The sequence below is a fragment of the Staphylococcus casei genome (assembly GCF_030294405.1).
Classification (GTDB): Bacteria; Bacillota; Bacilli; order Staphylococcales; family Staphylococcaceae; genus Staphylococcus; species Staphylococcus succinus.
On record NZ_CP125718.1, the window covers coordinates 2232844 to 2259839 of the forward strand.

The window sequence follows — 26996 nt, forward strand, 5'->3', positions numbered from 1 at the left end:
AATTTCACTTTATGGGATATCATGACCTAAAGAGGCCGTATAGATATCAAACCATTCTTGATCCGTAATTGTAATTTTCAATCCTGCTATGGCTTCATCAATACGGTCAATTTGATGTGTTCCTAACACTGGCATGATAGCTGCTGGATGTTTATTAAACCAAGCCATAACAATACCATTTGCTGTTACATTGTATTTCTGAGTTAAAGGTGAAATCACTGTCATAATACGCGCTGCTTTCTCGTCTTCTAAATCGAATAATTTCCCACCTGCCATTGGGCTCCAAGACATTATTTTCACATCATCTTTTAACATGTGATTCATCGTGCCATCTTCAATAATATCTAATGTGTATGGCGAAACTTCAAGTTGATTTAAAGTGATATGTAACTTATCACAAACGAGACATTGATTAAGTAAATCATATTGTGATTTATTGAAATTAGAGACACCAAATGATTTCACTTTACCTTCAGTCACCAATATTTTTAACGCTTCTGTAACTTCTTGTGGGTCCATTAATGGTGAAGGTCTATGGATTAATAGCGTATCAAGGTGGTCAACTTGTAATTCCTTTAAAGAGCGCTCTACTGACTGTTGAATATGCTTCTTACTGTGATTATAACGATGTCCATCCGCACCTTGTATACGGTGTGAGGGCAAGACAATACCACATTTAGATACTATTTCCATTTCTTCACGTAATTGTGGAGATAATTTCAGTGCCTCTCCAAATACACCTTCACATGAATAATCACCATAAATATCTGCATGATCCATTGTTGTAATGCCGCGTTCCACTAATTCATTTAAATAGCGATTTAATTGTTGCGGTGTCCATTGCCAATCTTGTGCTCTCCAAAATCCTTGTATCACTTTTGAGAACGAAACATATTGATTAATCTTTACTTTATCCATAATTACCAACACCCCTTATACTTTTATTTGAAATTTCAAGTAAATTGCAGCATCTCTAACTCGTTACGCAATCGGTTAACGTCCATTTCTTCCCCGATAAGCACTATATTTAATGGCAGTGTTTCCTCGATAATTTGATAATCTGGCAACCCATGTGCATATTGAAATTCGTAAATATCATTTGGCATATCTCGAAACTTTACATACCCCTTTAATCTTAGAACATTATCCGGCAACCGTAAAATAAATTGATAAAATAATTGTCTATCTATAGGTCCCGTAAAACGATACTGCATACTATTCATACCATGATGATGTACATGATTACTCATATCTTTAGAAGCTTTGGGCGTTACAGACAACAATTTATTCATATCTACTTCTGCATAGGTTGTATACACTTTTGGCGCATATGCATTAATGTCAGAAATGCTATTTAATGCTTCTCGTTCCGACGCATCAATTAAATCCATTTTATTTATAATGATTGTATCACTTACAGATAATTGCTCTTCCATTAAAAGTTTTGTATTATTTGAATAATTGTTTCTAGCTAAAAATCTTGGCGCATCCACAAGACCTATGATGACTGGAGGATTAACGTTTTCTACGATTTCTGGGTCTTGGCACGCAGCTATGATTTCAATTGGATGAGCGATACCTGTGGCTTCAATTATAATATGTTGCATTGCACTTTCCTTTAGAAAATGTTTTAATTGTTTTATTAAATCTAGTTGCAAGTCACAACATACGCAGCCATTTAATATCGATGCAACCTTTACATCATCGCTTAATGTACTGCTGTCTATATTTAAATTGCCGTATTCATTTACGATAATGCTAGGTTTTTCGTTGTTACTAAGTAAATATTTTACATAATTACTTAAAAATGTGGTTTTACCACTACCTAAAAATCCAGTTATTACTGTTATAGATATTCTTGAGTCTTCTTTATTTGTCATACTAATCACTCATTTCTCAAAAAATGTTTGCATTAAAGGTAAATTATTCATATAATTAACCCTTTACTTGATAATTTTAGATTTCTTCTGAAATTTAAACACAATTTATTTTAGCACGGCAAAGTGCCAAAGTATGTCTAAGGAAGTGTCACACACAACATTAGACGGATTCAGTCCGATACACAAAGAATAAAAAAACGGATAGAATGTCTGGAGGAGAACTTTATGTCTGAAGAACTTAATTTAAAGGATCAACTTTGTTTTAGTTTGTACAATGCTCAGAGACAAGTAAATCGCTACTACTCTAATAATGTCTTTAAGCAATACAAATTGACTTACCCACAGTTTTTAGTTTTAACAATTTTATGGTCACAGTCACCTGTCAACGTGAAAAAAGTCGTTACCGAACTTGCTCTTGATACAGGTACTGTATCCCCGCTACTTAAAAGAATGGAACAGGTTGATTTAATCAAACGCGAACGTTCTGAAGTAGATCAACGCGAAGTATTTATTCATTTGACTGATAAGAGTGAAGCAATTCGCCCAGAATTAGATACTGCTTGTCAAGATGTTGCAGTAGCTTCTTCATTAAGCCCAGATGAGACTAAAGAATTAAACCGATTACTTAGCAAAGTAATTTCTTCATTTACAGAAGAAAAAATTAAATAAATACCTATTGTAAAATCTCAGTAAGAAACATATCAAAATACATTAATTAAATATACTTTATTTATATTAAGAGCTCAAACACAATTGTGTTTGAGCTCTTGATTTATTAATAACTAAAAAACAACTTGTATAATTATATGGTATTCATTTCTGTCATTTGATATAAATAACCTTGTTGAGCGAGCAACATTTCATAACTTCCACACTCCACAATTTTCCCTTCATTCATTACTACTATTTTATCAAAACTTGGCAATAACCTTAAATCGTGTGTCGCTACAATTAATGTTTGTGCTTTATTGTGAATCATATTCATCACTTTATCTGTATGATATATATCTAATGCTGTAGTTGGTTCATCGAGCATCCATATTGGTGCATCTTTTAAAAGTAATCTCGCAATACCTAGTCTTTGTATTTCTCCACCAGATAATGTATTGCCGGATATTGTAATCACTCTATCTAAATCAATATGTGGTAAACCTAAACCATCCAATACATCACGAATCACTTCATCCGATGCTTCGGTAAATAAATTCTCTTTCACTGATCCATCAAATAATTGTTGTGATTGTAACAAAGCATTAAATTGACTATATTTTTCTTCATCTAAAATCCTAGTCATATCCTGATGATTCAACAGAATTTTTCCTTCATCACTTTGATATAGACCTAACATTAATTGTAATAATGAACTTTTTCCTGATCCTGATGGTCCAATGATTGCTATATGCTCTCCTTTAGCAATGGATAACTGGATATCATCAAGTACATAACTCGATTGATTCCAATACTTAAATTTAATGTCACGTACCTCTAATAAATTAGAAGTTTCTTTGACATTCGCGTGGATAGATTCAGTTCCTTGATGCATAGGGTGTGCAATGACCTCATTGATATCACTTAAAGCTTCATCTGTATCTGCTTTATAATAAGCTACATTACTCATAGGAATTGCTTGTTCAAATAATGTTAACATCATTAACACGATACTTGTTAAGTATACTGCGTCCAATTGATGGTGTTGGATTTGTACTACACCTAAATATAAAGTAGCAAATAGCGCTAACATCGAAACGATATTCAAACTGTATTCATATAATGATAAAAATCGTTGTTCTTTCGCTTGTGCTTTTTCATAAGCATCTAACTGCCCTAGTACTTCATTTTGATAATATACTGTTTGGTTAAAACGTTCTAATTCTTCATATCCTTCTTTATAATCATAAAATTGATTTAAAAATTGTCCTTGAACTTCATTTACCTGTTTTTTTAAAGCGCGTGCTCTTTTAGCGCTTAACAAGGGAATTAAAATTAAAGATACTATCATACTTAAGCATATGATTAATGCATGGACATAAGAAAAATATAGCATAACTAATGTAGAAATAAGTGCTGTGATACCGATGACAACCGGAGGATAATAAACACGTAAGTATATATTTTGTAGAGATTCTACCCTCCCTATCATTCGTGCAATCAGTTCACTTGAATTGAATTTTCTATATACATCTGGGACCACAGGAGTTAAATTTTTAAAGAATTGAACTCTCACGTTTCTAAGCATTGTGAAAGTAGTCCTGTGAGATAATAATCTTTCGATATATCTTGCAATTGCTCTTAAGAATCCAAACATCTTCACTGTAACGATTAAAACCATTAGTGCAAATAGTGGCGCACCCAAGGCGCTTTGTGTCACCATGTAACCACTTAGAAAGAACATCCCCAAAGCGATTATACTTCCAACTACACCAACAAGAATAGAAAGTAGTAAATCTTTATCTATTTTGAAATGAATATGTGGCTTCATGTTACTTCACCACCTTTAATGTTTTCATTGATTACCAATTGATCTAATGATTTCAATTGCCCATTTTCTAAATATACGCGTCTATTCGCATTTTTGATTGTATGTGCTCTATGTGCAATTATAATTATTGTTGTACTATTAAATTGTTGTGAGATTACATTTTGTATAATATTTTCTGTTTGCACATCTAAGCCTGTTGCAGGCTCATCAAAGACTAAAACGTCTGGTTGTGCTACTAACACGCGCGATAGCTCTATTCGCCTCATTTGCCCGCCTGAGAGCATTTCTCCACCTTCTCCTATCCACGTATCCAAACCATGCTTCAAAGATAGGACTTTATCTTTCATGCCAACCGCTTCTAACACTTTTAAAACTTCAGCGTCCTCAATAGATTGAAACATCGTAATGTTATCGCGTATTGAAGCATTAAAAATATAAGGAGACTGACTTAAAAATCCAATGCTTAAATTGGGTTGATTGTATGTTATAGTTCCTGAATTAGGTATATATCGCTGTACAATCAATTGCGCCAATGTAGATTTACCAGCGCCACTTTCTCCTATAAGCGCAATTTGTTCGCCTTTATGAATATCCAAATTTATCTCACTCAATGCATTATGTGGCGCAGAATCATATTTATATGATACCTTGTCCACTTTAATAAGTGCATTTTGTTGTGCATTAAAATTAGGCACTCTATTATCTACTTCCTCTTGGTTATCTAATAACTCAAAGACAACATCACTCGATCCTTCACTTTGCTTTCCTGTATGGAATGACTGACCTAGATCCTTTATTGCATTATAAAACTCTGGCGCTAATATAATAGCAATTGCTGCTGTTTTAAAATCAATACTATCAAATAATATCAATCCTAATCCTGCTTCTAAGGCTACAAGACCAATTCCCAACATGCTAATAAATTCCAACATCAATCCTGATAAAAAAGCACTTTTTAAGATACGCATGGTTAAATCTCTAAACGTTGTACTCTCTTCATATAGTGCTTTTTCAGTTTGTTCTGTTCGATTGAAAAGTTTTAGCGTTATAAGCCCTTTCACTTTATTTAAAAATTGTTGACTAAACTCGTTTAAGTACGTCATTTTGTCTTTAGATTCATCTCTTGTTTTCAGTCCGAAAATAATATAAAAAAGTGGAATAAAGGGTGCAGTCACCATCATAATTAAAGCGGTATTTAAGTGTATAAAACACATTGCTATAATAATAAAAATTGGAATCATCATAGATTTAAATACTTGCGGAAGATAACTATTAAAAAAAGGTACAATGCCATCCATATTTTCAGTCAAGGTATTCATTTGAACACCTATAGGTTCTTTAGACTGCTTTAAAATAAGCTGACGTCGTAAATGTTGTTTAACTTTTGTCGACATACGATTACCTATCATTTGATTAAGCGTATTAAATGTTGCTCTCGCTAATAACACAACTAATATAAATAATAGTAATCCCAATAAATCTTTTTTAGTATCCAACAATACTGCATTTAACACTTCTGCTATTGAAATGTTCTGAACAACCACTGTAATCGCTAATAATATACTGATTACAAACATACACGCTGGATATATTTTATATTTAATTGCTAAACTTGTTAATCTTTTCACAAATATCACCTGCTTCACATTATAGACTCATTACGTAAAAATTAAATGAATTCGCTCATAATTTTAAGCACTTTTTTATGCTTAATTCATATTTTTGTCATAAATTCAAATTACACTATTTAATAATATTTACTATTATTTTTTAAATGGCTTTATTAGAACAATTTATTTTGTAAAATTATTTTAAGTCTTGAGACTGAAATCTCAGTTATATGTGGTAAATCACATTTTTATTATGCTATCATGATAAAATGAAAATGTATAAAATTTAATAAGTGATATGAAAGTAGGTAAAATATGTTAATACTTGAATTGATAAAAGGTATCATTCTAGGTATCGTCGAAGGTTTAACAGAGTTTGCACCTGTGTCTTCTACAGGTCATATGATCCTTATCGATGACATGTGGTTAAAATCAAGTGAATTTTTAGGATCTCAATCAGCATTTACCTTTAAGATTGTAATTCAACTTGGTTCTGTTTTCGCTGGTGCCTGGGTATTCCGTGAACGCTATTTTGAAATGTTACATATCGGTAAATATAGATCAGAACCAATTGATGGTATTGGTCAAAAACCAAAACGTTTAAACCTACTACATATATTAGTAGGTATGATACCAGCTGGTATACTGGGCGTATTATTTGATGATGTCATTGAAAAATACCTATTTAGTGTACCAACAGTAATGATAGGACTATTCATTGGCGCAATATATATGATTATTGCAGATATTTATAGTAAAAAAGTTACAAATCCAAAGACAGTTGATCAAATCAATTACTTACAAGCTTTTATTATTGGGTTGTCTCAAGCTGTAGCCATGTGGCCAGGTTTTAGTAGATCTGGGTCTACAATCTCTACTGGTGTATTGATGAAGATGAATCATAAGTCAGCTTCTGATTTCACCTTCATCATGGCTGTTCCTGTAATGTTAGCAGCAAGTGCACTATCATTAGTTAAAAACTTTGAATATATACATTTAAACCACATTGGTTTCTATATTTTAGGTTTCTTAGCAGCATTTATTGTAGGTTTAATTGCAATTAAAACCTTCCTCTTTCTCATTAGTAAAGTTAAATTAATACCTTTTGCAATATACAGAATTGTATTAGTCATCATCATAGCTATTCTTTATTTCGGTTTCGGTATTGGTCAAGGTATTTCAGGAGAATAAACCGACACATCTCTACTTTTAGTTGTTAACTAAGAAGTAGAGATTTTTCTTTATCGGCAAACTTGAACTATATAAATTCAGATACTATATTTAGCAGTTTTATCACAATTATTTTTTAGCAAATACGTTGTAATAAGCTGTAATTACAGTTTATTTTCCTGTATCATAGGGTAATAAGTAGATAGTATAAATTAAATGGAGGCAACGAGTATGGACAAAAAGCAATTAATTAAAACAATCATCACAGTATTACCTGTGTTCTTAGTACCGCTCATCGTTGAGCGCAAACGTATTAAAGATCATCCTGATGTGAAAAAAGCAACTGATGCAACAGTTAGTGCATCTAAAACCGTTGCGAATAAATCAGTCCAATTCAAGGATAGTGTTGTAGAAAAATCATCACATGCAAAAGACTACGTTGCAGACAAAAAGCACAATGTAGATCAAAAACGCGAACTTAAACGTATTGCTAAAGCATACGACCCTGCTTATATTGAGAAAAAAGGCGAAAGGTTAGAAAAAGAAAATCGTAAAGACATTAAAAAGTTAGATAAATTATTGCAAAAAAATATCGACAAACGTCATAAAGAAGAAGACAAAGCTCAAGAGAAAAACAAAAAAAATCGCTTATCTGAGTTCAAAAAATATAAAGACTACGTGGCCAAGAGTGTTGTAAAACAAAACAACGAAGACAAAGGTAAATAAACTTATGACCCAAGTCATTATAGATGGAGATGCTTGTCCTGTAACCAATTCAGTAATTGAATTGACTCTAGGGACAGGCATTTTTGTTACAATTGTACGTAGCTTTAGTCATTTTTCCACCGTTGTTCAACCAAACCACGTGAAAGTCATTTATGTAGACGACGGTCCGGATGCTGTAGACTACAGAATTGTTAAGCTTGCACAACCCAATGATATTGTAATAACTCAAGACTATGGGTTAGCAAGCTTACTATTAAATAAAGTAAAAATAGTTATGCACCACAAGGGATTCACTTTTACTCATCAAAATATTGACACGCTGCTTGAACAGCGACATGCAAGTGCTCAATTTAGGAAAAGTGGCGGTCGCACAAAAGGCCCTTCTGCATTTACTGAACAAGATGTTTCAGTTTTTGAATCTATATTTTCATCTATTATTAAAGCACAAATATCTGAAAAGGAGGAATAACTATGAAAAGAATTGCCGTATATTGTGGTGCCAGTAAAGGCAAAGACGAATCATACATGAATGAAGCATACCAATTAGGAAAATACATGGCCCAACAAGAATACGAATTAGTATTTGGTGCTGGCTCCGTTGGTATTATGGGCGCAATTCAAGATGGTGTATTAGATCATGGGGGCCAAGCAATTGGCGTTATGCCTAATATGCTAAATGAACGAGAAATCACAAGTAATAAATTAAGCGAACTCATACTTGTGGACTCTATGCACGAACGAAAAAATAAAATGGCCGAACTTGCAGACGCCTTTGTAATGGCTCCGGGTGGTGCTGGTTCTTTAGAAGAATTTTTTGAAATGTATAGTTGGGCTCAAATTGGAATTCATGAAAAACCCATTGCTGTTTTTAATATTAATAATTTCTTTGGACCTTTGCAAACACTGCTTAACCATATGATTAGTGAAGGATTTATTGACGCTAAGTATAGTCGTCTAGCGCCTTTATGCGATACTAAAGAACAACTTTTCGAAACGATTCATAACTACAAACCACTAGGTGTAAGAACTTATGATTAACATTTAAACTAAAAAGAGGTCGGATGCAATAATATATCTTGGATGCTATATATCAGCTTTCAGCATACATTATTCATGTCCAACCTCTTTCTTTTTCTTTTAACAAACAATCATCATTAATTGTTTGAATATTATTCCGAAAACTACCAAAATAATAACCACAGATATTTTATTAATCATTATAATGTATTTTCCTGATGTATCCATATGGCCCATCGCTTTTCCTAAAATGGCTAAAAGAAAAAACCACACCCACGAGACACTCAGTGTTGCTATCATAAATATTCCTTTAGATACACCCTCATAAATCGCACCATTTGTGCCTATCACCCCGATTGTATCCATAATTGCATGAGGGTTGAGTAACGAAACAGACAGAGCAAACGTGATTTGTTGCTTTGTGGTCATGGGACGCGTAGTGCCTAATTTTTCTGGCTTTGCCATCCACATGCTCCATGCCATATATAATAAAAATACTAATCCAATACAATAAATCGTTATCTGCAGTATAGGAAATGACAATAAAATCACTGAAACCCCTAAGATTGCTAAGATAATTAATAATGAATCACATACCCCTGCTGTAATAATTACAGGTAATACTTTGAAAATACTTTTATAATTTGCACCCTGATTAAATACCAAAACATTTTGCGCTCCTAAAGGTAATATTAATCCCAATGCTAATAAGAAACCATGAATTAACGGCTGTAGCATACGCCTATTCCCCTTCCTAATCAATTTCACAGAAAACTGTACCAGTTCATTTCATAGTCATACTTCAAAACTCTGCTTAATACATTATCTGCAATGACTATGCTATAATAAATCCACAGAAAATGGACCAACCAGTACACAATAAAAATACCAACCAGATAGCATAGGAGAATATGTATGTTTAAACCAAAATACAAGCAAATTATCGATGATATCATGAAACAAATAAACGAGGGCACGTTGGAACCAGGTATGAAATTACCTTCACAAAGACAAATGGTACAACATTATAACGTTAACCGTTCAACTGTTATACAGGCATTAGATATTCTTCAAAGCTATGGTGTTTTAGAGGCTAAAGCACGAAGCGGTTTGTTTCTTTCTGACAATAAACTCAATACATATATCAGTAATAATATAAATTGGCATAAGTATATGAGTAATAGCACCTCTAAAAATAATCAGTATTTCATACAAAGAATAAATGAATTAGAATTTAATCCAAATATAATCCGCCTAGGTACTGGGGAGTTAGCGCCAAATCTAATACCTAATGGCAAGTTTCAGGATATCCTTTCTTCCAACCAAGCTACAAATTTGCTCAACACTAATTATGAACCTCCATTAGGGAATTTAAACCTTAGATCAGCGATAGTTAATCATGTTAAGAAACTTGGCATTATATGCACAACAGACAACGTTTGTATTACCTCTGGCGCATTACAAGGCTTAAAATTAATTGCGGATGGGTTATTAATCCCTCAATCTAAAATTATTGTCGAAACCCCATCTTATATTAACTCTATACACACTTGGCATAACAATAGAGCAGATATCAAATACCTGCCCATAACTGAAATAAAGAAAAACATTAACAATATATTTAAAGCTCAATCCGAATATCACAATAGTATTTTTTACTGTATCCCTAATTTACATAACCCCACTCAACATACATACACATTAGAGCAAAAGCAAAAGCTAATCGCTCAATGTAAACAAACTGGTATCCCAATTGTAGAAGATGATGTATATGGTGATTTATATTTTGAAGGTTTTCGCCCTACACCACTGAAATCTTTAGAGGATAACGATAATATTTTATATTTAAATAGTCTATCCAAAACCGTAAGCCCTGGGTTAAGAATAGGTTGGATTATTGGTAAAGCTTCGGTTGTCTCGCATTTAGCCGATTTAAAAATGCAAAATGACTATGGTGCAAGTTCTCTATCGCAATTCGTTGCTACTGAGTGGCTAAACAACCCAAAGTACCACGATCATCATATTCAGACCTTAAAGCAAGCGCTCATAACTAAGCGAGATGCTTTTTTGACATCGCTCACGACTTACTTTAATCAAATCGGCACATGGCAAATACCACAAGGTTCATTCTATATTTGGTGCAAACTCAATGTTGCCATTGATATGAAATCGTTATTTGATGAAGCAATAAAACATCATATACTTATCAATCCCGGAGAGATATATGATACACAATCATCAAACTATATCCGTTTTTCATATGCTTACATTAATATAGAGGACATAGATCATGCTTTATATACACTAAGTAAACTTATAAAATCACAATTATCTCTAAATTCTTGTTAGCTGCTGAAACAAAAACTAGGATACAAAGATCCATGACTTTATGGATCTTTGTATCCTAGTACAGCCTATTGCTATTTTATAACTCTAGTTAAATCTTTATAATACCTTACACATTTTTTTAGGGGATGCTGTTTATTAAGGTCAGGATAATCAAAATAATCGTAAACAGTCATGCCAATCTTTTCCATGACTTTACGTGAAGGTTCATTGTTTTCTGATGTAAAGGCATATACTTCATTCACACCTTTTTCTCTAGCATAATTCAAGACTGCTTCAGCCCCTTCTGTAGCAAATCCATTGCCCCAAACTTCAGGGATTAAACGCCAGCCAATTTCATTAAAAGGTAGTTCTTCAAATGAATATTTACTTTCTTTACTCACATAATTCAAACCAATGAAGCCTAACCAACCATTGGTTTCTTTCAATTCAACAGCAAACAAACCAATACCGTGAGCTTTTATATTTTCATTCATTTTATTCATATCGTGTTCTGAACGTCGATAACTTAATAAGCTTGGAAAGTATCTCCTAACTTGTGGATTGGCATTCATTTGTTGGAATAATATTAAATCTTCCTCTTGCCAGTCTCGTAACCTTAAACGTTCAGTTTCAATATAAACTGTCATAGCGTTACACCTCTAAACTGGTAAAATAAATTTCTATAGAAAAGTAACGCGTTATGAGACTTGTCATACCGCGCCACCCTCTAAATTTTCAAAAGTGATTATGCTTTTGAAATATAACTAATTAATTCAACATTTACTGCTACTTCTTTTAAACGATTACGTTCACTTTTTGGCGCAGTGAATGTTGCATCAATAAAATCATTTTTATGATTTAATCTATAGGTAGCAACAAATGTGTCTGTATCGGACTCGAAATTTGGTAAGTGTGCAATCACACGTTTGATTTCGCCTGTTGAGTCTTTAATTTGTCTACCCGTAATATTTTCAATTTCTCTACCTAATTCTGGTAAAGTAATCGTGCGACCTTCTAATAAGTTAAAATCTTTTTCATGCATAATGATTACCTCTCTCCCTATGTAGCATAATTATTTACTTCATCCTATAAAACAAGCAACCCTATGAAGTAATATTTTTGAATAATAATTAACCTTTATGCGATTATTATTATTTATATTTTTACTCTTATATGTTTTACACTAAACTACATTATGATTAATGATACCCATTATAGCAATTCCTAAAACCATAGTACAATAATTTTCGAAGACATACTGTACTACAATTTGATAATTCTATCGAACATCATCGAGTTAGATTATACATATAAAGTAAAAAAGTAATATGGTCATCGTTCATTAATTGTAAATGTAACGTTATAACAAGTAGGATTATGGTACTATGTATCCGCACTAATATCTTTTTCTAGACTTTTTGACTTTTCTTTTAATTTATCGTGTTCTTTTTTCAATTTTTCTTGTTGTTTCTTCAAATCTTTATTTTGCTTTTCTAATTTATCCACGTCTTTTTCCAATGCAGCTTTTTCATCACTTTTACCACATGCAGACAATGTAATCGTTGCTGCCAATATGAGTGTTAAACATTTTTTCATGTAGGAACTCCTTCATATTTCATTATAATATATTAATTTTATCATTATTTTTTGTTATCTTCATTAATTGTCTTTAAGTTTTTTGTCATAATTACCTTACTAATATGATAATCACGTTGCAGATTTATATTTTTCATCTGTATATTGTCATAAGCAACGGTACTTTCAATTTGTTGTACACCTAGTAAAATTGCCCAGTCTTCGATTGCATCTTTAAATCGTGAAGCAAGTCCTTGTTGACGATATTGTTCATCTACATAAAGCATTTCAATCACGACTTTATCAAGATTTTTGTCGTATCGCGCCCAAATAAATCCTTTTAATTGGTTCTTTTCGAAATCTGCTAATATGATATCACGCTTATAGTATAAACCACGTTCAATCATTTCTTCACGTAGTGCAATAGATATTGACGTCATATGATAATGTTCATATTGACGTTCAAGTTCTCGTTCATGTATTTTAGCAATTTCATATATAGCGTCTTTTTGTTGATAAGAAACTTTCTTCATATTTACTCCTTTGAAAAGTAATGTTGATTTATACTGTTATATTCGTCATAATTGTCCTTATTATTATATTTTATAAAAAGGACTGCAAAATTCAAATGAAATCTACTGAAAGATTAACGCGTGAAAATAATGTAAAATCTTTGCGATTGAATAACACCGATAGAGCTATTTTTGAAAAATATATAACTTTCGTTCGTGCAGATTTAAGCGTAAATCCACATGATTCAGAAAAGATGTTAAATCGCATCTTACATCAATTATTTAGAGCTGAAAAAGAAGGTCAACTCGCAATGGATTTCTTTGATCATAATCCTAAAGCACATGCGAAGTCAGAATTAAAAAAGCTTCCAAATGAGACATTAGTAAACATTTTCAAATATATTATGCAACATTTCATATTATTTATAGGTATTTTTTGTTTTTTAAAAGGATTTATCGGCTTCTTTATTGGTGCGAATCGCCTATATTTATACACGTTTCCAATCATGGTTATAGTGGGAATTGGAATTATATTTTTATTTATATGGATGCTGTTTAGAACCGTTCAAATGCAATGTTTCACTAAATCACATTGGACTTGGGTTTTAACCTATATCGTCATATTATTGCTTTTATCTGCAATATTCTATGTGTTTTTCATACCACAATCTATTTTAGCTTTTGGCCCTTATCTTATGATTAGCAATTGGACCTTTATCATTTTCTCTTTAATTATATTGCCTATAGCACTATATGTGGATCATCACTATGTAAATAAAAATGCAAATACTTCTCTATAACTAGAAAGCTAAAGCGTTATGTTTCAATTCATAGTGCATATAAAATAGACTTGTCTCCATTTATATGCTTAAAAGCACCCATCTATAAAAAATAGATGGGTGCTTTTAATTTTGAATATTAGCATTGATCACTCAAATGACTGATAACGCGTAAAATTATACATGATTAAATCTAAATCACACTATCTCTATGATGGTGCCATACCTTCTTTTCTCTCTACAACAATACTGATGGATAAAAATACAAGACCTATCGCTGTCAAAATTGGTGCAATAAGGCTTAATGATGCCAAAGGTAAGTTAGTCACAACTACGCCACCTATAAAAGCACCTAAAGCATTACCTAAATTAAAAGCGGATTGATTCAATGTACTAGCAAGCGTTGGAGCATCTTTTGAAATAAGCGTACTTTTAAATTGTAATGAAGGACTCATACTAAATCCTATCAAACCAAAGAAGAAAATCCCCGCAACCATTAGGAAACCGTTCATTTGTATAAAGTATAATAAGATGAAATAAAGAATAAAGACTACAAATATAACTTGCAATGCCTTATTTATATTTTTGTCTGCAAGTTTACCTCCAACAATATTGCCTAAAGTCACACCGACTCCAAAAATAATTAATAGGAAAGAAATTAAATGTTCTTGCACGTGTGACACTTCAGTCAATACTGAAGAAATATATGTGAAATATGCAAACACACTGCTAAATCCAAATAATGTAACTGCTAAAGTCAACCACAAGCGTTTTTCTTTTAAAATCTTCAATTCATTAAGTACTGAAGACTTCACAGTGTCACGTTGCATTGGTACAAACACAATAATACCAATTAATGCTAAAGCGCCTATAATTGAGATAATTATAAATGTCATAGGCCATCCAAAATTTTGGCCAACTAATGTTCCAAATGGTACGCCAAGAATATTACTTAAACTAAGTCCCATAAACATTAAAGCCATAGCACTTGCACGTTTTTCAGGTCTGACCATACTAGCTGCTAAAATTGAACCAATACCAAAGAATGAACCATGCGCTAATGAAGTAATAATACGACTTGTCATCATTAATCCATAACTGGGGCTAAATGAAACTGCTAAGTTTCCTAGTATAAAAATCCCCATTAATGCAAGTAACAAATATTTACGATTCCATTTAATTGTTAACATAACTAAAATTGGACCACCAATAGCTACACCCAATGCATAGCCAGTAATAAGTTGTCCCGCTTGGCTTACTGAAACGTCAAAATCTCGCGCAATGTTCGGTAATAGTCCCATAATAACAAATTCCGACATCCCTATCGCAAACGCTCCAATCGCAAGCATCCATATAGCAACTGGATATTTCATTTTGGCTCCCTCCAATTTCCGATTTTTTCAAACATGGTTGTGATTATACTAAAATTAAGTAAGTGAAAACAAGGGTGTTGCTCAATTTTCATCAATTTATATCATAAATACGCTTACATTTCATTTGACATTCATCAATTTGCCTTTTTTAAAATTATTTGCTATCTATTTACACACTGAAATACATTTTGTAACAAAAAAAGAGTCAGCTATCATCTAACGAAATGAATAAGTGTCACGTCTCATTGCACCTAAATTTCGAAAGATTATAACTAACTCTATAAATTGAATTTTAATTGATCAATAACGCATCTATGAAGAACCAAACAACCATAATAAACATGATAAATGCTTGTGCAGCGGAACTCGCTAAGAAAGCGACAACCGAGCCAAAACTTGCTTTCAATGCTTTTGCCAAATTTGGCTCTTGAATCATTTCTACAATTAGTACTGCTACAAAAGGAATAATGATAATACCAAATGGCGGAAAAACAAAGCAACCAATGATCACACCAACAAGTGCAGCATATTCACTCATTTTAGAACCACCAAATTTATTCACGAAATATTTATTCATTAAGAAATCTGCTACTAAAATAAATATTGTGAACAAAATCATAGAAACATAGAAAATCCATGATAAATGACCATTATGAAAACCGAATTGATAAATTAGAAAACCAACCCATAATACGAGTACAGATGGAATAATCGGTTTAATTAAACCGACAAAGGCTAAAATAAAAGCTACTATAATTAATAACCATAATATAGCTGCCATTTGGACTACACCATACTTTCTTCAGTAAATTTTTGATCTTTTGTGAAATATATTAATATCATTCCTATGAAAATGGCGGCTGAAGATACAAAGAATACATTACCTAAACCAACCCATTGCCCCATAAACCCACCGAGCAAGTTACCACAAAATTGACCAATTACCATTGCATTGGCAAATAGCGTGGATGCATAGCCTGGGAAGTCTGGAAGAATATCCTGAAAATAACTGATGCCTAAGCCAAGTAAGATAGCTAAAAAGATAGCTAAAAAGACTTGTCCTACAAACATCATAATTAGACTATCAAAAACACCTATACTAAAATAAAACAACCCACCAAAAAGTCCACCTAATATTAACAAAGTTCTAGTTGTAAGTTTGGCAGATAATACGCCTAACAACACCATAAATGGTACTTCAAGACCAGCACAAAGACTTGCAAGACCACCTACAAAACCTTCTGGTTCTTTCAAATACTTCGTAACATATAATGGCATATTTAAGGTGTACATCCATTGCCCAATATGTAATAGAATAAATGCTAAAAATGGCACGAATAACTTTTTATCTCGCAACATATTAGGCGCTGCCTTTTCAATATGAGTAATGTCAGTGACATTCTTTTTAGGCGTCTTTATATCTTTAAAGAAAAACACCTGTAATAACAAGGTGAATAAGATGATTGTAATTGTACCACCAAACAAACCTGAGTATCCATTCAAGCTAAGTAATAGCGTACCAATTAATGGACCAAATAGGAATCCAAAAGAGAACATTGAACGTAGTACTGCATTGGCAAACTTTGCTCTGTCTTTAGAAGCCGAAGCATTAATTGACTCCCTCGCTGATGCATACATTTGAGGCATTGCTGGTGCAAAACAACCTTGGAAAATAGCATATAACGCTATAAATATCCAAATTTCATGAATATAAAAATATATAGAAAAACTTAGTGCTCCCATAAACAATGCTACAACGATAATGATTTTTCTATTAATATTATGTGTGTCGGAAAACCGTGCAACAATGGTATTCATGATAAATTGTGTAATAGCCGCTAATCCGAGGAGTAAACCATATTGTGAAGATGTCATACCTAATTCATTTGTAGCAAATAAGATAAGGAATGGCACTGTTATTGCAATCCCCATTCCTAAAAGCATCATATTTACAACAAATAATTTATAATTTTTAATATGTAATAATGCTCCAAACATTGAGTCGACCTCTATTCTTATAAATTATGTATTACTTACCATTCAACTTTAAATCACAGTATTTCAAAAAAATTATACTGTTGTTACTCTTTTTCAACATATTCCATCATTAAATTTATAAATGAATCCACTTGAGGTAACTGTAACATGCTTGAATCATAACTTAAAAATGTCGAACGAATGAGCGGTTTTTCATCTATATTCACACGTTTAAACTCAAATTGTTCGCGATTAATTCGCTTCATCATAATTTCAGGCAATATCGTAACACCTACACCATTTAACAGCATCTCTTTACATGTCGCTACTTGGTCAACTGTAATCATTGCTCTATAATCTTGCCCTATTTGGCTACCATACCACTCTTTAATTTGATTGATATAGATAGGATCTGCTTGAAATTCAATAAAAGGCATTTTGTCTACCTCATCATTACGATCTTTGGGATGAATGAAATAATGTTCATCATTAAATAAATGTGTGTTACTTAAATTCATAATTTTATTACCACGTATAATAATGACATGATAATCTCTGTGATTTGCTTTAATTTGTTCGCTTGAACCTACTTGTACTTGAATTTCTACATTAGGAAATTGTCGCGTATATAAATTTAAAACTTCAGGTAACAATGTTTGTCCAATCAATGAAGAGCATCCTATAGAAATAGTGCCATTCACTTCACCAATGTGCGCCTGCATTTTATCTAAAAATAAACGCTCTCTATTTAACATATCTCTCGCATGTTCAATAATCATAGTACCTTCTGTAGTTGTAATCAATTGTTTCTTCGTACGTATAAAAACATCTACCCCAAAAGCATTCTCTATAGCTTTTAAACGTTGCGTGACTGCAGGTTGAGAAATATATAATATTTCTGCTGCTTTTCTTAATGTTTTCGTTTCGTCTAAAGTAGTTAACAAGCGATAATCATCAATCTTCATATTATCCCCCTATATTTAAAAAGCACCATTCTTTGATTCACATATTGATTTATATTTTTCTTTAAAAAATTGACTTATTTCACACAAATGAAACGGTATGTTTAAATCCAGTTATAGTGTTCACTATAACACGATTAAGCCCACACATATACCGAGTCTTCATGTGATAATATGTCACTACACCATTACTTTAACAGATGTTTCAGTTATTGATGTTTGTGTGATTCATTCTTTGATGGTTCTACCGGTTTATAACTACCATATTGTGATTTATGATAATTCTCAGATTTCACATGCTTATTTGCTTGTTGGTGTTTGTTTTCAGTGGGCTTAGGTTCTTTAGGTCTGTGCATTTTAGGTTTATGCTCTTTAGCTTTAGGTTTATGTTCTTTGTGTTTATGCTTTTGCACTTTATTTTGTTTTTGAGATTTAGCTTTTTGTTTAATTTTATAATAACAATACATAATTTTTTCTTGCATCGTCGGAAAATCCGTATCGATCTTAATCATTAATTGATGTGCAATGACATACGCCTCATGATATTGTTTTTTCGTAATTTGTCCTTGATCTAATGCACGTTGTAAATCGTCCTCATCCACAAGCTCATATTCTCCATTAGGTAAGACAAGCACGTCTAAGCATAAATCTATGGTACGCGCATGTCCTTTTTGCGTAACATTCTTAATATTTATATCAAAGTAGTACTCTAACGGATTTCCTTTATCATCTAGCATCACTGTGATACTATAACGCTTCTTCTCAGGTAAAATTTGTAACCACTGATAATTGTCATCTGCAACGATAATATTCTGACCTACAACATTTACTTCTAATGGTTCACGCACTTTTTTCATTGTAACTAATCCAATGATACCTTTGTACTTGTTATTATTCACTTTTACTTCGGTATATTCTCTATCAACGATGCGACGCCAGTGACGCTTATCGATATATTTTACTTTCACTGCCACCAACTCCTTGTCATTATTATATAAAACTGATTTCTGCATGTCATCCCATACTTAATATTAACCATCTCATAATTTTGTGCCGCGAAATTTATTTATTATTATTGTACTATATTTCATAGTGTAAAAGCGAAATTGACAATCCTAGTGAATTCTGTTAAATTTTACATATATTTTTCAGAAAATTCTATAATTAAAGGAGATTTAAACATGACAGTCATTCAGAGGCCTTTCAGAGCAGATCATGTCGGTAGTTTATTACGACCACAACGCTTAAAAGATGCACGTACAGATTATCAAAATAATGTCATCACTCAAGAAACATTAAGTAAAATCGAGGATGAAGAAATTGAACGTATCATAGAAAAACAATTAGATATAGGTTTACATAGCATTACCGATGGTGAATTTCGTAGAAGTTGGTGGCATTTTGACTTTTTAGAACACTTAGATGGCGTCGAAGGTTATCAACCTGAACATGGTTTATCATTCGCAGGCGTTGAAACTAGAAGTTACAATGTTAAAGTTATAGATAAAGTTACTTTTAATCCAAACCACCCTCATTTTGATCACTTTTCATTTTTACATAACAAAGTTGATGGACGTGCAACAGCAAAAGTTTCAATTCCAAGTCCTAACCAACTTTTCCACCCTGATATATTAAATGAAACTATCTATCCTGACATAGAAGATTTTGCTACAGATGTTTCTCAAGCTTATAGAGAAAGTTTACTCAAATTTTATGAATTAGGTGCACGCTATATTCAACTTGATGATGTATATTGGGCGAACTTAACTTCTGGTTCTCAAAAGACACGCGGTCGTGATCGTTCTGAAGAAGAAAAAGAAGTTGCTCGTCAACTTGCTTATCGCGTAATCAATGACGCAGTACAAGATTTACCTGAAGACTTACTAATTACGACTCATATTTGTCGCGGTAATTATAAATCTACATGGGCTATCTCAGGTGGTTATGAACCAGTGGCGCCATATTTATTCAAAGAAAAGTTGGGTGGTTTTTTCTTAGAATATGATGATGAACGCTCTGGTGATTTCGAACCATTACGCTTTTTCCCAAAAAATAAGTCAGCAGCAGTATTAGGACTATTCACTTCAAAAACAGGTGACTTGGAAGACAAATCAAGTATTTTAAAACGTATTCAAGAAGCACAAAACTATATCGATTTAAACCAAATTTGTTTAAGTCCACAATGTGGTTTTGCCTCTACTGAAGAAGGAAATAAACTCACTGAAGATGAACAATGGCAAAAATTAGCTTATGTAGTAGAAATAGCAAATGAAGTTTTTGGCACAGCTAAGTAAAAATGAATATATAGCAAAAGCGAATGATACCTTCACAATTTGAGTGAAGGTATCATTCGCTTTACTAATACGCTCATTTGTTATTTTTATTGATTGTTTCTAATGACAAAGCATATTTTTCATTAATATCTTTAAGCTCTGGATATTGATTATTCAGCCATTCATTACTATATAACTCAAAGTTTTCAAATTTAAATGCAGGCTGACACATACAACCTACTAATGCGTATCCGTCTGTACCTTCAATTGATGATGCAAAAATCGTCCCTTTTGGAACAACATATTGTAAGACATCGCCATTTTCTAAATCTTTGCCAATCGTGACTTGGTGATACGTGCCTTCTGAGTTTATCATATGAACAGTTAAAGATTGCCCAGCGTGATAATACCAAATTTCATCTGCATCGATACGATGAAAATGCGATATATTATCATGTGTTAAGAGAAAATATATACTTGAGTAAGATTCACGTCGTAACGTGCTATCATATGTCCCTTTTATCACTTCTCTATAGTAACCACCTTCAGGGTGTGGTAGTAGCTGTAATTGTTTTATCCAATTTTGTATTTCTTGCTTCATCTTATTTTAAATCCACATTATGAAAGACATTTTGAACATCTTCTAAATCTTCTAAAGCATCAACGAGTCCTTCAAATGTTTCTTGATCTTCTGTAGATAATTCTATATCAGATTGTGGTAACATCTCAAATTCAGCTACTTTAAATTCTTCAATACCAATCTCACGTAAAGCATCTTGGACTTGCGCAAATTGATCTGGTTCTGCATATACAATCGTCAAACCATTGTCATCAACGACATCGCGAACATCGACATCTTTTTCCATCAATGCTTCTAATGTATCATCTACACTTTTACCTTCAATACCAAATACGGCTGTATGGTCAAACATATAAGCAACAGAACCAGAAACGCCCATATTACCGCCATTTTTACCAAAAGCAGAACGTACATCTGATGCTGTTCTATTAACATTATTTGTAAGCGCATCTACGATAATCATTGCACCATTTGGCCCAAATCCTTCATATCTTAATTCATCATAATTTTCTTCTCCCGCGCCTTTTGCTTTTTCAATCGCTCTATCTATAATATGATTAGGAACTGCATATGTTTTAGCACGTTCTAACGTTAAACGTAGCGCTTGATTAGATTCAGGGTCGGGTTCACCTGATTTAGCTGCTACATATATTTCTTTGCCAAATTTTGCATAAATGCGACTTGTATTTTTATCTTTTTGGGCCTTTTTTTCTTTAATATTATTCCACTTACGTCCCATAATTTCATCTCGCTTTCTCGATAACTACTAATTTACTAACAAGATATATTATACAATATTTTATTAATATAACATAGACGGATGCACATATCGTTCTTAAACTGAACATCACATTATGGATGATAAATTCAGAAAATAAAGTAACACGTTTTTGCTAATTTATTTTTTATTTTAAATATTTTATTATTTATCCAAACGACCCTTTTAATCTATGTTGCTTACATTTCAATATCTTCTAACAATGCATTATATTTTTTGATATTTGCGTTATTCATTAAAAGATATACTTTGCGTTCGTCTTCTGATGAACGCACTTTATTTACTCTTCCTTGGTCAATTAATCGTCTAATAGAAGCGAGAACTTTCGTTCGACTTAACTCTAACTCGTCTATAACTATTTTTAAGAATGGCTGTAACAGCATTTTTTGTTCACTACAATGTTTCTGAATGAGTTCTAATACCGCTATATCATTCATAGTTAATTTATAAGTTGCATCGATATAGTGCATTAAACTATTGTATTTTTTATAGACATTTAAATAGTATGCTTTCTTTTCTTCCTTCACGCTTTATACCTCCAATAATTATGAATTATCCAACTATCAGATAATCATTATTCTATATATTCTGTTTTAATATCATTTGGCATTCACTCATGTATGGTATTAAATACTTATTTATATGCTTTACTTAGATCGATATTGTTCCTATTCTCAATAGAACACTAATATGCATAGTATTATATTCCATTTATGGTGTCAATTTATCGATTGTAATGATAATTTTCATATTTTATGACATTAATCTATATCTGCTAAGCGATTCAATCCTTATACTCATACCCTTTAAACGTCATATTATTATATTTAATTTGAAATAATGATTTCCAATAAAAAAACACACTCAAAATATACTTAAAGTGTGTTAAAAACTAATTTTTAGGGTCATCCAATATAATATCTATAACCTATCAAACATAAACATTTTGCGTGAAGTTACTTTTTGAATCGATTTGCTAAGTTTAATACGTACTTTATGATGTGTAATAGGTTGATAAATAAATTAAAGCCCATTTCTCGTGGCGAAAATTGCCCTCGTTTCATACGATTAAAATCATATAATGTGTATAGAAGAAAGAGTAATAAACCGACTACGGTAATAATTGTATGGAAAATTGGATTTTGGATAAACATCCCTATAAGACTCGCAACAATTAAAGCAATCAATGTTACAAATAAATATTTTCCCATACTAGAAGCATTTCCAATTAAGAAATAGCCAATAATACCAAAAGCTATAAATGCCGCAATAGCTAATATAATATTTTTATAGAATACTTCTGGCCCTAGATTTTGCAAATATATTGTGAAGGTCGCATATGATAATAAACCGACTACTATTGCATATATATGGGAAATCACGAGCCCATATTTACGTGCTCGATTTGAGATAACCGTAATAAGTACCAGCCCGAGTAATACAAATGATAATGGTTTTCTCCACTCCATAGGTAGGTATTGTCCAAAGTAACAACCTATGCCAAAAATAATCCAGTAATATACAAAAAACAGCCAAACTTTACCATAAGCATGTGACTTAGATTTATTTTTAGACTGTTGCTGATGTGTGCGTTGTGCTGATTCAGCCAATTGTCCCACTCCTTAATTATCTATCATTACTTTTGTAGCCAATATAACATTTCTGAGGCAAAGTTAATATCGTTCACTCATTCAATTGCTGTAATATTTATATTTTCACTCATTCCTTATATTGCAAACATCATTTTGAAGTTATCATTACCAAATTTAACTATAAGTTGCAAAAATAGTCAAAAGAAATATTACAGAATGTTAAAGTGATAGGATTAATTATAGGGATACGATGCTTTCCAAACTGCATGGTGAGGGTATTCAACCAATATATTGTGATTTAATTTTAAATGTTAATAATATTACAACTCTATAACAACAAACACAAAGCAATGCTTTTTTGTTAGTATGAAACGTGAATTTAGATTAAAAATCTTAAAAATCTATTTGATTACTTAATCGGGCGTTAAATATAATAGGAATCAGAGGAGGAGTTCTTTTGAAAAAGTTAGCATTTGCAGTTACAGCTGCTTCAGGTGCAGCGGCATTTATCGCTAATCATGAAGCCGATGCTTCAACTCAGCACACGGTAAAATCTGGTGAGTCACTTTGGACTATCTCACAACAATACGGTGTATCCGTAGAAGAGATCAAACAAAACAACAATATCAATAATAATATTGTATTTCCGGGACAAGTTATTGAAATTGGTGGAAGTGCATCACAAGAAGGCTCAAGTTCAAATACTACTTCACAATCATCTGGTGGCACTACACACACGGTTAAGTCTGGAGAATCATTAAATATAATCGCTAATAATTATGGTGTTACTGTAGATGAACTCGTTTCGGCAAATAACTTAAATGGTTATATTATACAACCTAACCAAACACTAACTATTCCTGGTACTACAGGCGCAGGTGGCTCTGGTGGTAGCACTACACAAACAACTAACACAAACACTGCTTCAACAGCTAGTGACCAAAACTTATACGATTGGGGACAATGTACATGGCACGTATTTAATCGTAGAGCTGAGACTGGCCAACCGATTAGTACATATTGGTGGAACGCTGACCATTGGGCAAACAATGCTGCTGCTGATGGTTATACTGTTAATAATACGCCAAGCGCTGGATCAATCTTACAAACATATTCAGGCGCTGTAGGTCACGTTGCATATGTAGAACAAGTGAATCCTGATGGAAGTATTTTAATTTCAGAAATGAATTACAATACACCTCCAGGTACAGTAGATTATCGTACTATTCCTGCTTCAGAAGTTTCAAGCTATAATTATATACACTAGTTCAAATTAAATCATTTATGGATCATCTCCATAACGACATAGTTCACCGATAAATTTTCTAATGTGAGTTTAACTCACTCGCGAAGATTTATCGGTTTTTTAATTGACATACATTCAACGACAAAAATTCCATATATTTCTATTATCATAGTTATAATTCGTCAATTTCAAATATGATTATCTATATGTCACCTCTGTATGGCCGTAACAGCTTTCATCAAGATGTATATATACTTTCTGTTGAGGTTAATCCTTTCATTTTGTATTCGCTCACAATAATACTCTACAGCTCACTTATAGAAATGTTTTTTATTCCTCGCATTGTATTTAATATCATAAAAAATAAGCAATAACCTAAAATGGTTATTGCTTATTTTTCAATGTAGCTCTCATCTCATGTGAAAACTACTATATATTAATATCTATTATTTTAATTGAAGTTTAAAATTAAAGGAAAATATTCATAATATAAAATATAACTGCTGCTAATACTGCAGAAATAGGTAATGTAATTACCCAAGTTATAATCATTCGTTGTGCTGTGTTCCATTTCACACCTTTAATACGGTTAGATGAACCAACACCTAAGATAGATGAAGATACAACATGTGTCGTTGATAGTGGGAAATGTAATGATGAAGCTACAAAAATTGTTAATGCAGATGATAAATCTGCTGCAGCTCCATTAGCTGGACGAATTTTCATAATGTTTCCACCAACAGTTTTAATAATTTTCCAACCACCAACTGCAGTACCTAAGCCCATTGCAGTCGCACAAGCAACTTTAACCCATAGTTGTGGTTCTACACTTGATCCTGTTTGCACACCAGCCACGATTAAAGCTAGCGTAATGATTCCCATTGATTTTTGAGCATCGTTGGTACCATGTGAAAATGATTGTAATGATGCTGTGAAAATTTGGAAAAATCTAAAATTACGATTAGCTTTCGTCAAATTAGCATTTTTAAATACGACTTTTACAATAGAGTAAATAATGAACCCTACACCAAAAGCAATAATTGGTGAAACAAGTAATACGATAATGATTTTTGCAAATCCTTGATAATGTAGTACGGCAAATGAACCTTGTGACGCTATAGCTGCTCCTGCGATTGAACCAATCAACGCATGAGAAGATGAACTTGGTATGCCATAAAACCAAGTAAGTAAATTCCATAAAATTGCTGAAATAATTGCAGCTAATACTACAACTAGCCCATTCTCTAATTTAAATGGGTCTACAATATCTTTTGTAATTGTACCTGCAACCCCAGTAAAAGTTAATGCACCAATAAAGTTCATAACTGCTGCTAATAGAATAGCAGTTCTAGGAGTTAAAGCACGCGTTGAAACAGCAGTAGCAACAGCATTGGCTGTATCATGGAAACCATTGATAAAGTCAAATACAAGTGAAAAAATTACGATAGCTACTGTGATGATCAAAATATATTCCATAAGTTAGGACTCCTTAGCTATTTTTCATAATTATAGTTTCAAAGTTATTTGCTACAGCCTGACATTTATCAGCGATTTCTTCCATACTTTCATATATCTCTTTAATTTTAATAAGTGTGATTGGATCTGTCTCACTATTAAAAATATGTTTGATAGACTGACGTAAAATACCATCACAATTTGTTTCGAATTCTTTAATATTAATTGAATGAATGCGCATGTGTGATAATTTTTTATCAACAAGTAATCCAACAGCTAGTTTCATTTCTGCAATAGCTTTTTGAATGTTGTCGACAAATTCAGCCATATATTCATCTGTGTATTCAATAGAGTACATTTCAAACATTGCTGATGTTTCTTCCATTGCATCTAAAACATCGTCAATTGCGTTACATAAAGAGAGGATATCCTCACGTTCAATTGGTGTGATAAAAGTTTGATTTAAATCTGAAATGACTTGATGCATCAATTCGTCACCATGTGATTCATACGTTTTAATGTTGTCTGAATATGCTTTAAGATCTAAGTGACTATTAAAATCCATTTTACCAAATTCAATTGCTGCTCGGTCTAAGTTAAAGACCATTTCCTCAAGTTGCACCATGAACTTATCTTTTTTCTTGTTAAACATCCAAAAAATCCTCCATTTACAGCGACTGTTTC

The 26996-nt window shown here is 32.4% G+C and carries 29 protein-coding genes; 9 read left to right on the top strand and 20 right to left on the bottom strand.

What is annotated here, in order from left to right:
* Positions 1–9 precede the first annotated feature (9 nt).
* Together QMO72_RS10865 and QMO72_RS10870 are read right to left on the bottom strand one after the other, a co-directional pair.
* The gene (locus tag QMO72_RS10865; RefSeq protein ID WP_103268095.1) at positions 10–918 is read right to left on the bottom strand and encodes an aldo/keto reductase; all 909 of its coding nucleotides are present in this window, start codon (positions 916–918) and stop codon (positions 10–12) included.
* A gap of 35 nt (positions 919–953) precedes the next feature.
* Positions 954–1880: a CobW family GTP-binding protein gene (locus QMO72_RS10870; protein ID WP_103268096.1), complete on the bottom strand. Its 927-nt coding sequence runs from the start codon at positions 1878–1880 to the stop codon at positions 954–956.
* A 225-nt stretch (positions 1881–2105) separates the two neighbouring features.
* Here QMO72_RS10870 and mgrA point away from each other — a divergent pair, with 225 nt between their 5' ends.
* Positions 2106–2549 carry a global transcriptional regulator MgrA gene (gene mgrA, locus QMO72_RS10875; protein WP_069823546.1) on the top strand — a complete coding sequence of 148 codons (444 nt, stop codon included), beginning with the start codon at positions 2106–2108 and terminating at the stop codon, positions 2547–2549.
* A gap of 133 nt (positions 2550–2682) precedes the next feature.
* On the opposite strand, the gene cydC is transcribed toward mgrA, so the two are convergent.
* Both cydC and QMO72_RS10885 read right to left on the bottom strand, forming a co-directional pair.
* Positions 2683–4359: a thiol reductant ABC exporter subunit CydC gene (gene cydC, locus QMO72_RS10880; protein WP_103268097.1), complete on the bottom strand. Its 1677-nt coding sequence runs from the start codon at positions 4357–4359 to the stop codon at positions 2683–2685.
* Positions 4356–5987, bottom strand: a complete 1632-nt coding sequence (locus QMO72_RS10885; protein WP_103268098.1) for an ABC transporter ATP-binding protein/permease — start codon at positions 5985–5987, stop codon at positions 4356–4358. Before QMO72_RS10885 ends, cydC begins: the two co-directional genes overlap by 4 nt.
* Before the next feature lie 297 nt (positions 5988–6284).
* Between QMO72_RS10885 and QMO72_RS10890 the strand changes: the two genes are divergently transcribed.
* The 4 genes from QMO72_RS10890 to QMO72_RS10905 all read left to right on the top strand — a co-directional run bounded on the left by QMO72_RS10890 (position 6285) and on the right by QMO72_RS10905 (position 8903).
* Positions 6285–7160, top strand: a complete 876-nt coding sequence (locus tag QMO72_RS10890) for an undecaprenyl-diphosphate phosphatase (protein WP_063410205.1) — start codon at positions 6285–6287, stop codon at positions 7158–7160.
* 210 nt (positions 7161–7370) lie between these two features.
* Positions 7371–7865 (top strand): hypothetical protein, encoded by a 495-nt coding sequence (locus tag QMO72_RS10895; RefSeq protein WP_103268099.1) that lies wholly within the window; start codon positions 7371–7373, stop codon positions 7863–7865.
* Positions 7866–7869: 4 nt separating this feature from the next.
* Positions 7870–8334, top strand: a complete 465-nt coding sequence (locus QMO72_RS10900) for a YaiI/YqxD family protein (protein WP_103268100.1) — start codon at positions 7870–7872, stop codon at positions 8332–8334.
* 2 nt (positions 8335–8336) lie between these two features.
* Entirely contained in the window at positions 8337–8903 is a 567-nt protein-coding gene (locus QMO72_RS10905; protein WP_103268101.1) for an LOG family protein, read from the top strand.
* Positions 8904–9002: 99 nt separating this feature from the next.
* Here QMO72_RS10905 and QMO72_RS10910 read toward each other — a convergent pair whose 3' ends face one another.
* Positions 9003–9620, bottom strand: a complete 618-nt coding sequence (locus tag QMO72_RS10910; RefSeq protein WP_103268102.1) for a LysE/ArgO family amino acid transporter — start codon at positions 9618–9620, stop codon at positions 9003–9005.
* Positions 9621–9797: 177 nt separating this feature from the next.
* On the opposite strand from QMO72_RS10910, the gene QMO72_RS10915 reads away from it, so the two are divergent.
* Positions 9798–11231, top strand: coding sequence for an aminotransferase-like domain-containing protein (locus QMO72_RS10915; protein ID WP_103268103.1), 1434 nt, complete (start codon positions 9798–9800; stop codon positions 11229–11231).
* Positions 11232–11302: 71 nt separating this feature from the next.
* Here QMO72_RS10915 and QMO72_RS10920 read toward each other — a convergent pair whose 3' ends face one another.
* From QMO72_RS10920 to QMO72_RS10935, 4 genes are all read right to left on the bottom strand, one after another.
* Positions 11303–11857: a GNAT family N-acetyltransferase gene (locus QMO72_RS10920; protein WP_103268104.1), complete on the bottom strand. Its 555-nt coding sequence runs from the start codon at positions 11855–11857 to the stop codon at positions 11303–11305.
* Positions 11858–11955: 98 nt separating this feature from the next.
* Positions 11956–12252: a hypothetical protein gene (locus QMO72_RS10925; protein ID WP_046837132.1), complete on the bottom strand. Its 297-nt coding sequence runs from the start codon at positions 12250–12252 to the stop codon at positions 11956–11958.
* A 341-nt stretch (positions 12253–12593) separates the two neighbouring features.
* Positions 12594–12806, bottom strand: coding sequence for an SA0632 family lipoprotein (locus QMO72_RS10930; RefSeq protein WP_046837131.1), 213 nt, complete (start codon positions 12804–12806; stop codon positions 12594–12596).
* A gap of 44 nt (positions 12807–12850) precedes the next feature.
* Complete coding sequence (locus tag QMO72_RS10935) at positions 12851–13318, bottom strand: GNAT family N-acetyltransferase (protein ID WP_103268105.1); 468 nt, start codon at positions 13316–13318, stop codon at positions 12851–12853.
* A 95-nt stretch (positions 13319–13413) separates the two neighbouring features.
* On the opposite strand from QMO72_RS10935, the gene QMO72_RS10940 reads away from it, so the two are divergent.
* A complete protein-coding gene (locus tag QMO72_RS10940) occupies positions 13414–14097 on the top strand; it encodes a DUF1129 family protein (protein ID WP_103268106.1) in 684 nt (227 codons plus the stop codon).
* 188 nt (positions 14098–14285) lie between these two features.
* Here QMO72_RS10940 and QMO72_RS10945 read toward each other — a convergent pair whose 3' ends face one another.
* From QMO72_RS10945 to QMO72_RS10965, 5 genes are all read right to left on the bottom strand, one after another.
* Entirely contained in the window at positions 14286–15449 is a 1164-nt protein-coding gene (locus QMO72_RS10945) for an MFS transporter (RefSeq protein WP_069823534.1), read from the bottom strand.
* A 292-nt stretch (positions 15450–15741) separates the two neighbouring features.
* Entirely contained in the window at positions 15742–16230 is a 489-nt protein-coding gene (locus tag QMO72_RS10950) for a DUF456 domain-containing protein (protein WP_103268107.1), read from the bottom strand.
* A 5-nt stretch (positions 16231–16235) separates the two neighbouring features.
* Positions 16236–17447, bottom strand: a complete 1212-nt coding sequence (locus QMO72_RS10955) for a sugar efflux transporter (protein ID WP_103268108.1) — start codon at positions 17445–17447, stop codon at positions 16236–16238.
* Positions 17448–17530: 83 nt separating this feature from the next.
* Positions 17531–18391, bottom strand: coding sequence for a LysR family transcriptional regulator (locus tag QMO72_RS10960; RefSeq protein WP_069823531.1), 861 nt, complete (start codon positions 18389–18391; stop codon positions 17531–17533).
* A 206-nt stretch (positions 18392–18597) separates the two neighbouring features.
* The gene (locus QMO72_RS10965) at positions 18598–19356 is read right to left on the bottom strand and encodes a ribonuclease FAU-1 family protein (RefSeq protein ID WP_286093190.1); all 759 of its coding nucleotides are present in this window, start codon (positions 19354–19356) and stop codon (positions 18598–18600) included.
* Between the two features lie 213 nt (positions 19357–19569).
* Between QMO72_RS10965 and QMO72_RS10970 the strand changes: the two genes are divergently transcribed.
* The gene (locus QMO72_RS10970) at positions 19570–20682 is read left to right on the top strand and encodes a 5-methyltetrahydropteroyltriglutamate--homocysteine S-methyltransferase (protein ID WP_103268109.1); all 1113 of its coding nucleotides are present in this window, start codon (positions 19570–19572) and stop codon (positions 20680–20682) included.
* Between the two features lie 73 nt (positions 20683–20755).
* Here the strand turns inward: QMO72_RS10970 and QMO72_RS10975 are convergent, their stop codons facing one another.
* From QMO72_RS10975 to QMO72_RS10990, 4 genes are all read right to left on the bottom strand, one after another.
* Positions 20756–21262, bottom strand: a complete 507-nt coding sequence (locus QMO72_RS10975) for a cupin domain-containing protein (RefSeq protein ID WP_103268110.1) — start codon at positions 21260–21262, stop codon at positions 20756–20758.
* A gap of 1 nt (position 21263) precedes the next feature.
* Positions 21264–21980 carry a YebC/PmpR family DNA-binding transcriptional regulator gene (locus QMO72_RS10980; protein WP_069823527.1) on the bottom strand — a complete coding sequence of 239 codons (717 nt, stop codon included), beginning with the start codon at positions 21978–21980 and terminating at the stop codon, positions 21264–21266.
* A gap of 218 nt (positions 21981–22198) precedes the next feature.
* Entirely contained in the window at positions 22199–22546 is a 348-nt protein-coding gene (locus QMO72_RS10985) for a transcriptional regulator, SarA/Rot family (protein ID WP_103268111.1), read from the bottom strand.
* 429 nt (positions 22547–22975) lie between these two features.
* Positions 22976–23629, bottom strand: coding sequence for a Bax inhibitor-1/YccA family protein (locus QMO72_RS10990; RefSeq protein WP_069823525.1), 654 nt, complete (start codon positions 23627–23629; stop codon positions 22976–22978).
* A 439-nt stretch (positions 23630–24068) separates the two neighbouring features.
* On the opposite strand from QMO72_RS10990, the gene QMO72_RS10995 reads away from it, so the two are divergent.
* The gene (locus QMO72_RS10995) at positions 24069–24878 is read left to right on the top strand and encodes a LysM peptidoglycan-binding domain-containing protein (protein WP_069823524.1); all 810 of its coding nucleotides are present in this window, start codon (positions 24069–24071) and stop codon (positions 24876–24878) included.
* 447 nt (positions 24879–25325) lie between these two features.
* Here the strand turns inward: QMO72_RS10995 and QMO72_RS11000 are convergent, their stop codons facing one another.
* A complete protein-coding gene (locus QMO72_RS11000; protein WP_046837117.1) occupies positions 25326–26333 on the bottom strand; it encodes an inorganic phosphate transporter in 1008 nt (335 codons plus the stop codon).
* A gap of 13 nt (positions 26334–26346) precedes the next feature.
* Positions 26347–26964: a DUF47 domain-containing protein gene (locus QMO72_RS11005; RefSeq protein WP_069823523.1), complete on the bottom strand. Its 618-nt coding sequence runs from the start codon at positions 26962–26964 to the stop codon at positions 26347–26349.
* Positions 26965–26996: the final 32 nt, after the last annotated feature.

Coding starts and splice junctions, on each gene's coding strand:
- QMO72_RS10865 (WP_103268095.1), bottom strand. CDS start 918: ATGGATAAAGTAAAGATTAATCAATATGTTTCGTTCTCAAAAGTGATA.
- QMO72_RS10870 (WP_103268096.1), bottom strand. CDS start 1,880: ATGACAAATAAAGAAGACTCAAGAATATCTATAACAGTAATAACTGGA.
- mgrA (WP_069823546.1), top strand. CDS start 2,106: ATGTCTGAAGAACTTAATTTAAAGGATCAACTTTGTTTTAGTTTGTAC.
- cydC (WP_103268097.1), bottom strand. CDS start 4,359: ATGAAGCCACATATTCATTTCAAAATAGATAAAGATTTACTACTTTCT.
- QMO72_RS10890 (WP_063410205.1), top strand. CDS start 6,285: ATGTTAATACTTGAATTGATAAAAGGTATCATTCTAGGTATCGTCGAA.
- QMO72_RS10895 (WP_103268099.1), top strand. CDS start 7,371: ATGGACAAAAAGCAATTAATTAAAACAATCATCACAGTATTACCTGTG.
- QMO72_RS10900 (WP_103268100.1), top strand. CDS start 7,870: ATGACCCAAGTCATTATAGATGGAGATGCTTGTCCTGTAACCAATTCA.
- QMO72_RS10905 (WP_103268101.1), top strand. CDS start 8,337: ATGAAAAGAATTGCCGTATATTGTGGTGCCAGTAAAGGCAAAGACGAA.
- QMO72_RS10910 (WP_103268102.1), bottom strand. CDS start 9,620: ATGCTACAGCCGTTAATTCATGGTTTCTTATTAGCATTGGGATTAATA.
- QMO72_RS10915 (WP_103268103.1), top strand. CDS start 9,798: ATGTTTAAACCAAAATACAAGCAAATTATCGATGATATCATGAAACAA.
- QMO72_RS10920 (WP_103268104.1), bottom strand. CDS start 11,857: ATGACAGTTTATATTGAAACTGAACGTTTAAGGTTACGAGACTGGCAA.
- QMO72_RS10925 (WP_046837132.1), bottom strand. CDS start 12,252: ATGCATGAAAAAGATTTTAACTTATTAGAAGGTCGCACGATTACTTTA.
- QMO72_RS10930 (WP_046837131.1), bottom strand. CDS start 12,806: ATGAAAAAATGTTTAACACTCATATTGGCAGCAACGATTACATTGTCT.
- QMO72_RS10935 (WP_103268105.1), bottom strand. CDS start 13,318: ATGAAGAAAGTTTCTTATCAACAAAAAGACGCTATATATGAAATTGCT.
- QMO72_RS10940 (WP_103268106.1), top strand. CDS start 13,414: ATGAAATCTACTGAAAGATTAACGCGTGAAAATAATGTAAAATCTTTG.
- QMO72_RS10945 (WP_069823534.1), bottom strand. CDS start 15,449: ATGAAATATCCAGTTGCTATATGGATGCTTGCGATTGGAGCGTTTGCG.
- QMO72_RS10950 (WP_103268107.1), bottom strand. CDS start 16,230: ATGGCAGCTATATTATGGTTATTAATTATAGTAGCTTTTATTTTAGCC.
- QMO72_RS10955 (WP_103268108.1), bottom strand. CDS start 17,447: ATGTTTGGAGCATTATTACATATTAAAAATTATAAATTATTTGTTGTA.
- QMO72_RS10960 (WP_069823531.1), bottom strand. CDS start 18,391: ATGAAGATTGATGATTATCGCTTGTTAACTACTTTAGACGAAACGAAA.
- QMO72_RS10970 (WP_103268109.1), top strand. CDS start 19,570: ATGACAGTCATTCAGAGGCCTTTCAGAGCAGATCATGTCGGTAGTTTA.
- QMO72_RS10975 (WP_103268110.1), bottom strand. CDS start 21,262: ATGAAGCAAGAAATACAAAATTGGATAAAACAATTACAGCTACTACCA.
- QMO72_RS10980 (WP_069823527.1), bottom strand. CDS start 21,980: ATGGGACGTAAGTGGAATAATATTAAAGAAAAAAAGGCCCAAAAAGAT.
- QMO72_RS11000 (WP_046837117.1), bottom strand. CDS start 26,333: ATGGAATATATTTTGATCATCACAGTAGCTATCGTAATTTTTTCACTT.
- QMO72_RS11005 (WP_069823523.1), bottom strand. CDS start 26,964: ATGTTTAACAAGAAAAAAGATAAGTTCATGGTGCAACTTGAGGAAATG.